Source organism: Bacillus sp. FSL R9-9530, assembly GCF_038008145.1.
GTDB classification, from domain to species: Bacteria; Bacillota; Bacilli; order Bacillales; family Bacillaceae_G; genus Bacillus_A; species Bacillus_A mycoides.
Genome location: NZ_JBBOYO010000001.1, coordinates 4,143,707 through 4,158,055, shown reverse-complemented (window position 1 = coordinate 4,158,055; position 14,349 = coordinate 4,143,707). Strand labels below are relative to the sequence as shown.

General features: G+C 38.9%; 14 protein-coding genes. 1 reads left to right on the top strand and 13 read right to left on the bottom strand.

Annotated elements, in window-relative coordinates:
- Positions 1 to 5 precede the first annotated feature (5 nt).
- Genes MKX66_RS20865 through nuoA form a run of 10 tightly spaced genes read right to left on the bottom strand, consistent with a single transcriptional unit; the run spans position 6 to position 9,088 of the window.
- Entirely contained in the window at positions 6 to 1,508 is a 1,503-nt protein-coding gene (locus MKX66_RS20865; RefSeq protein ID WP_341087010.1) for an NADH-quinone oxidoreductase subunit M, read from the bottom strand.
- Positions 1,505 to 3,367, bottom strand: a complete 1,863-nt coding sequence (gene nuoL / locus MKX66_RS20860; RefSeq protein ID WP_215566270.1) for an NADH-quinone oxidoreductase subunit L — start codon at positions 3,365 to 3,367, stop codon at positions 1,505 to 1,507. The genes MKX66_RS20865 and nuoL overlap by 4 nt, the downstream gene beginning before the upstream one ends.
- Positions 3,368 to 3,396: 29 nt before the next feature.
- Complete coding sequence (nuoK, locus tag MKX66_RS20855; protein ID WP_000100081.1) at positions 3,397 to 3,711, bottom strand: NADH-quinone oxidoreductase subunit NuoK; 315 nt, start codon at positions 3,709 to 3,711, stop codon at positions 3,397 to 3,399.
- Positions 3,704 to 4,228: an NADH-quinone oxidoreductase subunit J gene (locus MKX66_RS20850; RefSeq protein ID WP_001012819.1), complete on the bottom strand. Its 525-nt coding sequence runs from the start codon at positions 4,226 to 4,228 to the stop codon at positions 3,704 to 3,706. Before MKX66_RS20850 ends, nuoK begins: the two co-directional genes overlap by 8 nt.
- A complete protein-coding gene (nuoI, locus tag MKX66_RS20845) occupies positions 4,225 to 4,644 on the bottom strand; it encodes an NADH-quinone oxidoreductase subunit NuoI (protein ID WP_002016193.1) in 420 nt (139 codons plus the stop codon). The genes MKX66_RS20850 and nuoI overlap by 4 nt, the downstream gene beginning before the upstream one ends.
- Positions 4,645 to 4,669: 25 nt before the next feature.
- Positions 4,670 to 5,671, bottom strand: coding sequence for an NADH-quinone oxidoreductase subunit NuoH (gene nuoH / locus MKX66_RS20840; protein WP_002068471.1), 1,002 nt, complete (start codon positions 5,669 to 5,671; stop codon positions 4,670 to 4,672).
- A complete protein-coding gene (gene nuoD, locus MKX66_RS20835) occupies positions 5,671 to 6,771 on the bottom strand; it encodes an NADH-quinone oxidoreductase subunit NuoD (RefSeq protein WP_326996700.1) in 1,101 nt (366 codons plus the stop codon). The genes nuoH and nuoD overlap by 1 nt, the downstream gene beginning before the upstream one ends.
- 3 nt (positions 6,772 to 6,774) lie before the next feature.
- On the bottom strand, positions 6,775 to 8,214 hold the full coding sequence (locus MKX66_RS20830) for an NADH-quinone oxidoreductase subunit C (RefSeq protein ID WP_341087006.1): 1,440 nt from the start codon (positions 8,212 to 8,214) through the stop codon (positions 6,775 to 6,777).
- A complete protein-coding gene (gene nuoB / locus MKX66_RS20825; protein ID WP_002089729.1) occupies positions 8,211 to 8,729 on the bottom strand; it encodes an NADH-quinone oxidoreductase subunit NuoB in 519 nt (172 codons plus the stop codon). The genes MKX66_RS20830 and nuoB overlap by 4 nt, the downstream gene beginning before the upstream one ends.
- Entirely contained in the window at positions 8,720 to 9,088 is a 369-nt protein-coding gene (nuoA, locus tag MKX66_RS20820) for an NADH-quinone oxidoreductase subunit NuoA (protein WP_000179270.1), read from the bottom strand. Before nuoA ends, nuoB begins: the two co-directional genes overlap by 10 nt.
- Positions 9,089 to 9,394: 306 nt before the next feature.
- On the opposite strand from nuoA, the gene MKX66_RS20815 reads away from it, so the two are divergent.
- Positions 9,395 to 12,124: an EAL domain-containing protein gene (locus MKX66_RS20815; RefSeq protein ID WP_215560116.1), complete on the top strand. Its 2,730-nt coding sequence runs from the start codon at positions 9,395 to 9,397 to the stop codon at positions 12,122 to 12,124.
- A gap of 17 nt (positions 12,125 to 12,141) precedes the next feature.
- Here the strand turns inward: MKX66_RS20815 and MKX66_RS20810 are convergent, their stop codons facing one another.
- The 3 genes from MKX66_RS20810 to atpC form a co-directional block, all read right to left on the bottom strand.
- Positions 12,142 to 12,795, bottom strand: a complete 654-nt coding sequence (locus MKX66_RS20810) for a DUF975 family protein (RefSeq protein WP_061688678.1) — start codon at positions 12,793 to 12,795, stop codon at positions 12,142 to 12,144.
- A gap of 44 nt (positions 12,796 to 12,839) precedes the next feature.
- Complete coding sequence (locus MKX66_RS20805; RefSeq protein ID WP_326996698.1) at positions 12,840 to 13,625, bottom strand: DUF975 family protein; 786 nt, start codon at positions 13,623 to 13,625, stop codon at positions 12,840 to 12,842.
- A 317-nt stretch (positions 13,626 to 13,942) separates the two neighbouring features.
- Entirely contained in the window at positions 13,943 to 14,344 is a 402-nt protein-coding gene (gene atpC, locus MKX66_RS20800; protein WP_002016279.1) for a F0F1 ATP synthase subunit epsilon, read from the bottom strand.
- Positions 14,345 to 14,349 lie beyond the last annotated feature (5 nt).

Here is a 14,349-nt window from a genome sequence, read left to right as displayed (position 1 = left end):
CCATCCTACTTCACCCCCAATGTTTTCAATGTAGTTTGAAGTGGATCCCCTAGTAGTTCTGGCATTACCCCAATTGCAATAATACAAACGATAAGCACTATAACAGGAATGTACTCCCATCCGTGTATATCAGATTTCGCTTCCCATTCTTTCTTACCAAATGTCACTTGAAGTGTCGCTCTTAATACGTATACAGCGGTTAAAATAATTCCAAGTACACCTGCGGCGGCGATAACCGGTTTCCCTTGGAATAAACCGAGAAAGGCAAGGAATTCGCTAATAAATCCGGACATCCCTGGCATTCCAAGCGATGCCATACCGCCCGCTAAGAAGAAACCACTAAGCACTGGAACACTTTTTGCGAGTCCACCAAGTGCTGTAATATCCGAAGTCCCGAAACGCTCTTCAATAATGCCAAGCAAGAAGAAGAGCAAGGCCGCAATTAAACCGTGAGACACAACTTGGAACAATGCCCCTTGTGTACCTGGTGCATTTAACGCCGCAAGCCCCATTAATACAATGCCCATATGCGAAATACTAGAGTAAGCAAGTACCTTTCTAAAGTCCGTTTGGATGAGTGCTAGAAAGGCCCCATACAATAAATTAATTACCCCTAAAACCGCAATTAGCGTTGCAAAATCACGAAAATATTCTGGGAATAATCCTTTCCCGAAGCGAACAATACCGTACGCGCCAATCTTCAGCAAAACCCCCGCGTGAAGCATAACTACAGCGGGATGCGCTTCTATGTGTACATTGACCATCCAGCGATGCAAAGGGAAAACAGGGAGTTTAATCGCAAAAGCAATCATTATGGCAAGAAACAAGCCGAACTGTACGCTACTTGAGACAGCCATTCCTCCCCCAGCACCTACACTCGTTAATATTTCTTTAAGCTCCGCAATATTTGTTGTACCTGTTTTCGCAAATAAAACCGAGAAAACGATAAGTAAAATAGCTGATCCAATACCGTTATATATTAAATAACTATATGCAGCCTTTTCACTCGACAATTTCCCCCACTTGCCAATTAATAAAAACATTGGTGGCAACGTAATCTCAAAGAACATGAAGAACAACATTAAATTTTGAGCAGCGAAGACACCGAGCATACCTATTTCTAACATGAGTAACAGCATGTAGAATGCTTTCAAATTTCTTTTAATAGAAAATGCCGCAATAGCTGCAAGCATCGCTAGAAGGGCTGTGAGCACCATCATTACAAGCGATAAACCATCAATGCCGAGCTCGTAATAAATTGAAAACCACCTTTTGTCCACTGCTGTAAAATCCCCAAATTTAATCCATTTCACTTTTTCATCAAATATCGATAAGCTCTTTCCTGAAGCGTATGTACAAGCAAGGACGATAGCAATTCCAAATGGAAGCGCCGTTCCGAATAAACCAAGCGCCTGCACTGTACGCGATTCTCGTTTCGGCGTTAATAAAAGCAAGAGAATTCCTAAAAGCGGGGAAAAAATGAAGAACGTTAATAGCAATCCATTCACCGTAAATCCCCTCCCGTATATAACAAAATAATTAGGAGCACTGCGAGCGAAACTGCTGTTACAGTTCCATACACTTGTACATTCCCGTTTTGAAGCCGTGATCCTAGTCCACTCATACCTTTAACGAGTCCAGCAATTAAAACTGCGATTCCTTCTACAACATATACTTCAAATAAGCGAAGCACATGAGCGATTCCTTTCGTAATAGGAAGTACTGCCGCATTGTATAGTTCATCCACATAATATTTTTCTTTCAAAAGGTTATAAAAAGACGTCCCTTCTCCGCCGGCCCAATCTCTAGAGATAGATTTCTTGCCATATATGAAATATGCGAGGGCAATTCCCGCAAATGAAACGAGCGTCGCAACAACCATAATCCAAACAGGTCCATGCACTTCCTTCACCTGGAATCCTATATCTTTCGTAAGCCAATCCCCAAGAAACGTTCCGAACCACGGTGTATTTATATAACCGGCCACTACCGCAAGAACACCAAGGACAATCATCGGATACGTCATGGTGCGAGGTGATTCATGCACCTCTTCCTCCGTCTTCGTTTCCCCTGTAAAAACAAGAAAGTATAGACGGAACATATAAAATGCTGTTAGAAATGCCGCAATTACTGCTAAAACGAATAGAAAGTAATTACCATTCATCCAAGCCGCCGCTAAAATTTCATCTTTACTAAAAAATCCAGAAAGCAGAGGAACACCACTAATTGCAAGTGTGCCTATTAAAAATAGTGCACCGGTTACTTTCATCTTTTTCTGTAAACCGCCCATTTTATTAATGTTTTGCGTATGGACTGCATGAATTACACTTCCTGCTGCCAGGAACAATAATGCTTTAAAAAAGGCGTGTGTCGTTAAGTGAAAGATACCAGCTACATAACCAGCCGAGCCTAGCGCAAGCATCATATACCCGAGCTGACTAACTGTAGAGTAAGCAAGAACCCTCTTAATATCAGTTTGCACTAGACCGATAGAGGCCGCAAAGATTGCGGTGAAAGCCCCAACGATTGCCACAGTTTGCATCGCTACCGCACTTGCTGAAAATAGCGGGAACATCGTCGCTACTAAATATACGCCGGCTGCAACCATCGTTGCCGCGTGAATAAGCGCCGAAACAGGCGTCGGTCCTTCCATTGCATCTGGCAACCATGTATGAAGCGGGAACTGACCCGATTTCCCCATCGCACCGATAAAAATTAATATCGCCGTTATTGTAATCATAGAAGGAGAGAGGTCGCCCGTATGAATCGCTTTAAAAATCGCGTCATATTCAAAACTACCTGCGTGCCAAAAAATTAATATCATCCCAATAAATAGCCCAACATCCCCAATGCGTGTCATAATAAAAGCCTTTTTCGCAGCAGCCTTCGCTTCTTCTTTAAAGAAATAAAAACCGATAAGTAAAAACGAACCAAGGCCGACTAACTCCCAAAATATATAAAGCTGTAATAAATTCGTCGATATAACTAGCCCAAGCATCGCAAAGGTAAAGAGCCCTAAATATGCATAAAAGGTTGGTAATCTGGTGTCACCTTTCATATAACCTTTTGAGTACACATGTACAAGAAAACTCACAAGCGTAACGATAAACAACATTAAAGCCCCTAATGCGGTAACTTCAAAACCAAATGATATATCTATATCTCCTACCCTAAGCCATACCCACTTATGCTTCACTGCCTCGGATGAAAATCGTTCTATTAGTACCACTACCGCGGATATAAAGGAGAGAAAGGTAAAGAAAATACCTAGTACACTACTTCCCTCTCTAATTTTCTTCCCGAACACAATAAGTAACAAAAATGAAACAAGCGGGAAAAGCGGTATGAGCCATGCATAATCGATCATTGTTTCCTTCCCCCTTTTCGGTCACAATGCTATCCTTTGAGCGTATCCATCTCATCTACATGAACTGTCGGGCGATTACGGTACAAAGCAATCAAAATTGCAAGACCTACCGCTGCCTCCGCTGCCGCTACAGACATCGTAAACAGCGAAAAAATTTGTCCTGTTAAATTCGGAAACAAGCCTAATTTACTAAACGCTACTAAGTTTAAATTGGCGGCGTTTAACATCAATTCGATACAAACTAATACAATTACTGTATTTCGCTTTGTTAAAGCTCCAAATAAGCCGATGCAAAACAAAATAATCGCAAGTGTTAAATACGCAGAAGCCGGAACGCTACTCATGGGAATCCTCCTCTCCCTCATCCTTCTTCGCAAGGATAATCGCTCCTACAAGTGCTACAAGTAAAATAACTGAGGTTAATTCGAATGGAATAATATATTTTGAATAGAGAAGTGTACCGATTTGAAGTGTGTTATTTTCATGGAGAGGTAAACTTCCTTGTGTGCTTTGATTTGAAAAATCGATACTATTAACAGCGAAATACATAACTGCTCCAAATGCTACAACCGCAAAGAAGATAATCCATTTTCGAAGAGTAAGGCGCGATTCATTTTCCGCGTTATGTTTCGTTAACATAATGCCAAAAATCATAATAATAGTGATTGCACCAGAGTAAAGTAAAATTTGTGCCACTCCGATAAATTCGGCTGATAAGAGAAAGTACAAACCCGCAATGCTAAGGAACGTAAGCACAAGGGCCAGCATCATATGCATTACTTTCGTTAAATTCAGCATAAGAACGCCGCCGATAATTGCAGACAAGGATAATATAAAGAAAGCTACAAACTCGCCGTTCATGCTTTATTCTCCTTCCTGATGTTCTCGTCGTTCTCGTCAAGCCACTGCAAATTTTTAAATAAATCATCACGTGAATACTCTGCAAGTTCAAAGTTATTTGTCATTACAATCGCCTCTGTCGGGCAAACTTCTGTACATAAATCGCAAAGAATACAAATTTCAAAATTAATATCATACGTGTCGATAATTTTCCCTTTTTTCGTAGGATCAGGATGTTTTTTTCCTGTTAATTGAATGCAATCTGTCGGACAAATGTTGGAACACTGATTACAAACAATACATTTCTCTGGATAAAACTTTTGAATACCTCGAAATCGGTCTGGTAATGGCAACGGTTGATTTGGATAATCATACGTCACCTTTTTCTTACTCAAATTACTAAGCGTATATTTTAACCCTTTAAATAGTCCTTTCATCTCTTACTGGCACCCCCTTTATAGATTAGAAGAATAGCTCCTTAATCAATGCCGTTAAGAAAATATTTGCAAGTGCGATTGGTAATAATACTTTCCAGCCAAACTCCATTAACTGGTCACCTCTTATGCGCGGGAACGTAACGCGGAACCAAATTAATAGAAAGACCACACTGCTGAATTTCAAAGCAAACCATACGGCTCCTGGAATAAACCCAAGGAACATAACTGGATTCCAGCCTCCTAAAAAGAGTACTGTAATTAAAGATGACATCCCGAAGAAATACACATACTCTGAAAGCATGAAAAACGCCCAGCGAAAACCTGAGTATTCCGTATGGTATCCTGAAACAAGTTCTGACTCCGCTTCGGGTAAATCAAACGGTGTCCTATTTAACTCTGCAACTGCCGCGATTAAGAAAATGACGAAACCGATTGGCTGTGCGAAAATGTACCATACCTTTTCCTGCGCCGCTACAATTTCATTCAAGTTAAGACTACCAGCTAACAAAACGACGCCAATTACACTCATCACAAGTGGAATCTCATAAGAAATCATTTGCGCTGCTGCACGCATCCCTCCTAAAAGGGAATATTTATTATTTGATGCCCATCCCCCAGTTACAACTCCGATCGTCGTAATCCCAGAAACCGCAATGTAATACAGTAATCCTACGCCAATATCCGCGAACTGAAATTTATCGGTAAATGGGATAACCGCAAGTACCATAAATGCTGGTGCGAATGCAATAACAGGCGCTAATATAAACAACGGTTTATCAGCAGCTTTCGGAATGCTATCTTCTTTTAATAATAGTTTCAAAACATCAGCTACCGTTTGGAGTAAACCGAACCGGCCCCCAACTTGGTTTGGCCCAATCCGTCCTTGCATAAATCCCATCACTTTCCGTTCTGCCAAAATACCGTATGTAACGAAGCCAAGGACTGCAAATAATAGAAGCACCGCTAACCCGAAAAAAATGAAGAAATTCGTCCAGCTTGAAGGTGATTGTAAGAGCGTCTCAATCATTAGCCATCAACCTCCCCAAGTACAATATCAACCCCACCTAAAATCGTAATTAAATTGGCGATATTTTCACCTTTCAATAATTTCGGTAAGATTTGCAAATTATAAAAAGACGGTCTGCGAAATTTCAAACGGTACGGCTCTTTCTTTCCATCACTAGCAATATAACAGCCAATCTCTCCCCGCGGTGACTCTATACGGACGAACGCTTCTCCCTTAGGTGCTTTAATAATTTTCGGCACTTTCGCTATAACAGCGCCGTCTTTCGGGAACTGCTCGACTGCTTGCTCAATAATTTTTAATGACTCCTCAATTTCCTTCATCCGGCAAACGTAGCGGTCCCAAGCATCTCCCGTGCTCCCAACAGGAACATCAAAGTCAAAACGATCATAAATAGAATACGGCTCATCTTTGCGAAGATCAAAGCGGACTCCCGTGCACCGCAAATTTGCGCCGCTTAAAGAATACGAGATCGCCTCTTCCGCGCTATATACGCCAACGCCTTTCACACGATTTAAGAAAATTTCATTTCCGCTAACGAGGTCGTGGTAACCTGCCAATTGCTCTCTCATATACGGAACAAACTCTTTCACCTTTTCAATCCAGCCGTCTGGCGCATCCCACTTCACGCCGCCGACTCTCATATAGTTGAAAGTAAGCCTTGCACCGCACAATTCACTTAATAAATTTATAATCATCTCTCGTTCGCGAAAGGCATATAAAAATGGACTAACCGCTCCTATATCAAGCAGGTTCGTTCCCCACCAGACGAGATGGCTCGCAACCCTCCCAAGCTCCATCGCAAGCACCCGTAAATATTCAGCACGCTCTGGAATCTCAAGATCCATCATCGTCTCTACAGCGTGGCAAAGGACGTAATTATTCGTCATTGCTGATAAATAGTCCATTCGATCTGTATACGGGATAATTTGTGTATATTGCAAGCTCTCAGCTATCTTTTCTGTTCCGCGATGCAAATATCCGATAACCGGTGTAGCCTCTTTAATAATTTCCCCGTCAATCTTAATTACAAGCCGAAACACACCATGTGTACTCGGATGCTGCGGCCCTACATTTAAGAGCATCTCTTCCGTACGGATCACAAGCTACACCTCCACATCATACGGTTCATAATCCTTCCTAAGCGGATACCCCACCCAATCATCCGGCATTAAAATGCGAGATAAATTAGGATGACCTTCAAATACAATACCGAGCAAATCATACGCTTCACGCTCCGGCCAATCTGCCCCTTTCCAAAGCGGCGTCACCGATTCTACTTGCGGCACTTCCCTATCCAGCTTTACCTTCACTGCTACTGACTGTTTCTTTCCATATGAAAATAAATGAACGTATACTTCCATATGTGTCACAAAATCCGTCGCATGTAGCTCTGACATATAATCAAAAGCAAGTCCTTCATGGAATCTTAGCAATTCCATCACTTCATAATATTTCGAAGGCTCCGCCACAAGCGTTGGAACATCTTTTGAAAGCTTATTAATATAGGAATCTACTAATGCATATTCTCCTAACCTCTCCTTAACAACCTCCACATAGCGATTTAAATATGGTTGGTTAACTGATGGTTCTTCCTGCTGCAGTTCGTCTTCTATCTTATTTACAGATCCCTTTGCCCTTGCCGCAGCAGCGGCTTTCGCTTTCGCGGCTGCAATTGCCTTTGCTTTCTCATCTCCAGAATCCCCCTCACCTTGTGAGGCTTTCTGCTTCGCTAACGCTGCTACTTTTGCTTTTGCAGCTGCTACAGCCTTTGCCTTCGCTTTAACTTTTTCTTCGTCCGTTACTTCTTCTGATCCTTCTCGCTTCTGCTTCGCTAATACCGCTGCTTTTGCTTTGGCAGCTGCTGCAGCTTTCGCCTTCGCTTTGGCTTTTTCTTCATCCGTTACTTCTTCTGATCCTTCTCGCTTCTGCTTCGCTAATACCGCTACTTTTGCTTTTGCGGCTGCTGCGGCCTTTGCCTTCGCTTTGGCTTTTTCTTCGTCCGTTACTTCTTCTGATCCTTCTCGCTTTTGCTTCGCTAATGCCGCTGCTTTTGCTTTGGCAGCTGCTGCTGCTTTCGCCTTTGCTTTAACTTTTTCCTCGTCCGTTACTTCTTCTGATCCTTCTCGCTTTTGCTTCGCTAATACCGCTGCTTTTGCTTTTGCGGCTGCTGCGGCCTTTGCCTTCGCTTTGGCTTTTTCTTCGTCCGTTACTTCTTCTGATCCTTCTCGCTTTTGCTTCGCTAATACCGCTGCTTTTGCCTTTACAGCTGCTGCAGCTTTCGCCTTTGCTTTGGCTTTTTCTTCATCCGTTACTTCTTCTGATCCTTCTCGCTTTTGCTTCGCTAATGCCGCTGCTTTTGCCTTTGCTTCTTCTACATTAATCCCCTTATCTTTTGGTAGCGCTTTCTCTTTTTCTCGATGTTTTCCTTCAAGTTTAGACATTTCCGCCCCATGTTTCGCAGCAAGACGTTTTCGCGCTTCCTCTTTCGCATGACGGGCTGCTTCTCTTTTCATACTTTCTAAGTCTTTATTTGGATCACTCATTTATTCGTCACCTGCTTCCCGGTCCTCGCCTCGTAACGAATTTTTTCTTTTAATTTATTAATTCCATAAATTAAAGCAGCAGGATTTGGAGGGCATCCAGGAATATACACATCAACTGGTACAATTTGATCTACACCTTTCACAACAGCATACGAATTCACATACGGACCACCGGCCGTTGCACAAGATCCCATCGCAATTACCCACTTCGGTTCAGGCATTTGATCATATAGGCGCCGAACAATAGGTGCCATTTTCTTCGTTACCGTTCCTGACACAATCATGACGTCCGATTGTCTTGGTGAAGTCCGAAAAAATGACCCAAATCGATCTAAATCGTAATGTGATGAGCCTACTCCCATCATTTCAATCGCACAGCATGCCAGTCCAAATGTCATCGGCCATAAAGAGTTGCTCCGCGCCCATCCCTTCAACTGTTCCAATGTAGAAAAAAAGATATTCCTTTCTAATTCCGCTCGCTCCTGTGGGTGTAATTCCTCAAAATTTATAACCATTGTAACACCTTCTTTTTCCAAGCATACGCTAATCCAACTAGCAACATCACAACAAAAATGAGCATTTCAATCAGTGCAAATAAACCAAGCTTGTCATATGCAACAGCCCATGGGTATAAAAATAAAGTTTCTACATCAAAGATGACGAACAATAAAGCGAAAATGTAATAACGAGCATGAAACCGAATATTTGCATCATGAAAAGGCTCAATTCCACTCTCATACGTCGTCGCTTTCGCTGCACTCGGTTTGTTTGGACGCAGCATTTTCCCTAATGTAAGAGCCACTACCGGCAGCAATATACCTAATAGCAAGAAAATCAAAACGATCATATAACTATTTTCATATACACTTGCCATTGTGAAACCCTCCCCCCTGAATTAAGAACAAGTTCACATAGTAAACAATATGTCTTACTTGCATTATTTATTATTTTTAAATTTTTCTAAATAATGCAACTATTTAATTCATTATAGCAAACTTCAAATTCCTATGTCGATATATTGGGAACAGAAACAACAATTAATACTTGCTGAGCAAATCTATTTTTACAACTCATTATAAATGTGTAAAATAAATATAGAAATTCTATATGTTTTCAAGCAATCATAAAAAACATAAACTACAAAAAGGTGGTTCTTATGTATATACAGTGGGTGATATAAATGAAAAAACAAACACATGTAAGTATTCTTATAAGCATTTCATTGTTGTATATAGCTATTCATTACGTATCAATGTCCTTTTTATATGAATACGCACTCCCATTTCAAATATTAACTGGAATAAGTACCATATTAATTGATATTACAATTTGCAGTTATATATTTTATTTTTCAAATATAAAACAAGGGTTATCTCGTTTGTTTTGGATAACATTAACTATCGGATCCTTCTCTTATTTCATCGGCGATATAGTAGTTGCTTATCAACGCTTAATTCTGCATGACTACTATACATTCGTTGATCCATCAGACTTTTTTTACTTATTATTTTTAATTAGCTTTGCATTTGCCTTTCTATATGAAATTATTTATGGCCGAGATTTATTGGAACAGCTTTTTACGATATGTGATATTTGTATTATTGTTACTGCTCAATTTACTTTAAGCTACTATTTACTTATTGAAAGAACCATTCATATTTTTACAACATCATATATCGACATGTTTGTTCAACTCACATATCCAATGGCTGATCTACTCTTTCTTTTAATAGGAATCAACCTTTTATTCAGACCATTATCCTTACTACCAAAGCAAGTTGGTGCTCTTCTTGGCAGTGCTTTAATTTTGTATGCTACTACGGATTCTATTTATGCTTATATAAAATACTTCCAGCCTGAGCACTCTATGTTCACAGTTGCTCCATTCTATCAAGTAACCTTATTATTGGTAGCAATCGCTTGTATACTTCACACAAAAGAGCCCGAAAAACAAGAACAAATATTACTAACGCCTCAATTTGGTGAATCCATCCGATTATCATTACCGTATATTTCTGTCGTGATGCTTATTGTTTTTATATTGGTCGAAAATGTTTTTGCACCTATCGTAGTAATTGGACTTATGGTAACTTTCGCCTTCGTTCTCATACGCCATATGTTAGTTCGAAGACAAAATAAAATATTATTGCTAGCACAAATGCAATTCAGCTTAGAACTCGAGAAACAAATCGAACTACGTACAGAAGATTTAGTAGAACAAAAAAATGAGTTATATCATAACCAACAAATGTTTAAATCTTTATACGAGCATCATCCAGATCCAATTTTCACATTAGATTTGTACGGTAATTTTCTCAATGTGAACAACGCTGGAACTACTTTACTCGGTTATCAAACGAATGAATTATTAAACCAACCATACTATTCACTTATGTATGAAGAAGATTTAGAAGAAATCATTACTGCCTTTCATCACGTGAAAAAAGGGAAATCTATTTCTTTAGAAATACGGGCATATCATAAAAATAGAGATATTTACTACTTACATGTTACAGCTGTTCCCATCTTTTTAAAGGAACATATTTCTGGGGCCTATTTAATGATTAAAGATATTACAGAAAGCAAGCAGCAACAAGAGCAAATTAATTTCCTAGCATATCATGATACTTTAACGGAACTTGCAAATCGCCGTTCATTTCATCTGCAGTTAGAACAAGCAATTGTACGAGCAAAACTATCGAAAAGACCTTTTGCTGTTATGTTTCTCGATTTAGACCGTTTTAAAGTTATTAACGATACTCTCGGTCACCGGGTAGGAGATCTTCTTTTAATTGCTGTAGCAAAAAGACTAGAACGAATATCGACGTCAAATATGAAACTTGCTCGGTTAGCTGGGGATGAGTTCACAATTCTTATAGAAGATTATAAAGAAGATAGAGATGTACAAAAAATAGCTGATATGATTGTACTATCTATGAATGAGCCATTCGAAATTGAAAATCAACATTTACAAATCTCGCCAAGTATCGGGATTGCAATATACCCAGAAGCAGGCGAAGATCCGTTATCTATTTTACAACATGCTGATATGGCCATGTACGAAACCAAAAATAAAGGAAAGAATGGTAGCTCACTTTATACGAAAGAGTTATATAAAAAAATGGAGCGAAAAGCTCGAATTGAAAAAGATTTACCACTTGCTTTAGTAAATAAAGAATTCTTTCTCGTCTATCAACCACAAGTTGACATTACAACGAATAAAATCATCGGTGCCGAAGCTTTAATCCGTTGGAAACATCCACTATTAGGTGACATTTCACCATGTGAGTTCATTCCAATTGTGGAAGAGACTCCGCAGGTCATCCCACTTGGGCATTGGGTGCTACGAGAGTCTTGTCGTCAACTAAAAATATGGCAAAGTTTTGGATACACAAACTTAAAAATGAGTGTCAATTTATCAGCGAAAGAATTTCAACAAAATCAATTAATCGAAAATATTTCACAAATACTAAAGGACGTTAAAATTGACCCGAAAGATGTAACACTTGAACTAACAGAACGAATTGCGATGATTGATGAAAAAGAAACATTATCGAGACTAAAGCAATTAAAAGAATATGGTATTCAAACGTCCATTGATGACTTCGGTACCGGCTACTCTTCTCTTGCTTATTTATCAATTTTCCCTATCGATACATTAAAAGTACCAAAAGAATTTACACAACTAGCCGATCATCGGCCTGAAGAAAGGGCCATCGTCTCCACTATCCTTTCCCTTGCAAATACTTTAAATCTCTCTGTCGTTGCTGAAGGAATTGAAACAGAAAAACAACTTAAGTTTCTGCAAAAAAACAACTGTAAATACATGCAAGGTTACTATTTCAGTAAACCTCTAACAAGTAAACAGTTTATAAAATTCCTACAAAAAACACCCAGTATGAACCAATAGTTCACACTGGGTGTTTTTTAAAGTGTCGGAATTCTTTTTTCGTAATATTCTTCTGCAATCTCTTCGTAAAAAGCTGCTGTCGTTGTATAAAAATATGGAATCAACCATAAAAATCCAATCCCTAATGTAATACAACTTAATATAAACCAGCCAATAAAACTTAAACATAAAATGAAATACTCCATCTTATGTCCAGCCATCATACGACGACTTTCTGTAATAGCTTGATTTATTGAATACTCAGGATGATCATTTATAATAAAATACGTCATCGCATAAGAAAATGATTTAATAATGCCTGGAATAATAAATAGTAAACACCATAAGAAAATATAAATGTTCACTACTATATATAATAAAAATGACTTTATAAACTTACTTCCTTCTGTAAACCATCTAAATATATGCCCAATACGCGCTTCTTTTTCACGAATTATATGCAGCGCTAAACAATAACCCCCCAGCGTTAAAGGCCCCACCAGCAATATTGTAATAACCTCTATTGAAAGTGAGCTATTCACTTCTTTCCACTCCCAAACCTGAGAGAGAAGGAACTGAATACTAAAACTAAAAGCTGAAGTAAGAATCGAAATAAGTAATGTTGCCCCAACAGCTAAGCCCCATTTTCCTTCCAGTGAATCTAGCGCTTCTCCTTTTAAATCACTAATCATACTTAACCTCCTATACGTAATAATTCTATTAGTATAGCACGTCCCTACTGCAATTCACCTTTTGCAATATAGCGATAAAAATGCGCTGTCGTTGTACCTACATATGGACTAAGCCAAAGAAATCCTATTCCAAGAGTAAGAATTGCTAAAATAGCCCATCCTATGAAGCTAAGCCATAAAAGAAATAAATCTAGTTTATGCCCCTTCATAAAGTTCTTACTTTCTTTCATCGCCTGTGAAACGCTATAATCTGGATTTTCAACCATAACATAATACGTCATCGCATAAGAAAAATACATCACAATCATTACAACAATCGAAATAGCTAATAGTACAAAGAAAGCGATTGTTAACGATACATTCCCTTCCTCACCAAAAAACGCGAATACACCTAGTAACAACATCGGAATCCACGTACCTGTATATAACAAAATCGCAAGCATAGCCCACATTGTTTTCATCATTCTTTTAAAGCCACGAAATCCTTCAAATAAATAATCTACTCTAGCATCTTCTCGTTTACTAATTTGTAGCAACACATTCGTATAACCGTATGATGTAATACCATAAGATGCATTACTCAAAATGATCATTATGCAATAAAAAATTCCAAATGTAATACCTGCCCCGACTGATATTGCTTCCTCTTCAATTGAACCAGCTAAACCAACAACTACGAAAAATATAATAATTCCTGGAATTAAAAGTATAAGCATTGCAGCCATTGAAACAACATAACTTAAAATAATATGTAAAATCGTTGATCCAACACCTAGTCCCCATTTTCCCTTTAAAGAGTACAATGCTTCTCGTTTCATTTCACCGATCATTTGTTCATCTCCTTTATGAAATATAAATTGTTATATATTTTCTACTTATACAAACAACAATATAATTATACCAATTTTGTCAGTTTATTCTATATATTAAATTGAGTTTCAGCTTCGACATTTAAATAAAACACATCTATGCATAACAAAAAACGAACCTGCAGTTCTTTTTATTTCTTGATTTTCACTTGGCATCGGGCAAAAAAAGGCTCTGACGGCTAAATGCTCTCTCCTACCTAAAGAGAGGCATTTTTTTCCCCTTTTTATTTATATCCATAACAAAAAATCCGTAAAGGCAAGAGCCCTTACGGATTTTTTTACTTCATATCAGAAACGTTTAAACGATTCACAGCACGCTGCAAGGCCATTTCTGCACGTCTAAAGTCAACATGCGCTTGTTTATCTTGCATACGTTGCTCAGCGCGACGTTTCGATTCATTTGCACGATGGATATCGATATGGTTTGCTTCTTCAGCAGATGATGATAACACAGTTACTTTATCTGGACGAACTTCGATAAAGCCACCGCTTACTGCTACATAATCAGTGTGCCCACCATTTTTCAGACGAACCGCACTAATTTTTAAAGGTGCAACAGTTGGAATGTGACCTGGTAAGATCCCCATTTCCCCACTCTCTGCTTTTACGCTTACCATTTCTACTTCTTTTTCGTAAACCGGTCCATCAGGAGTTACAATACTGACTGGAAATGTCTTCATAATTC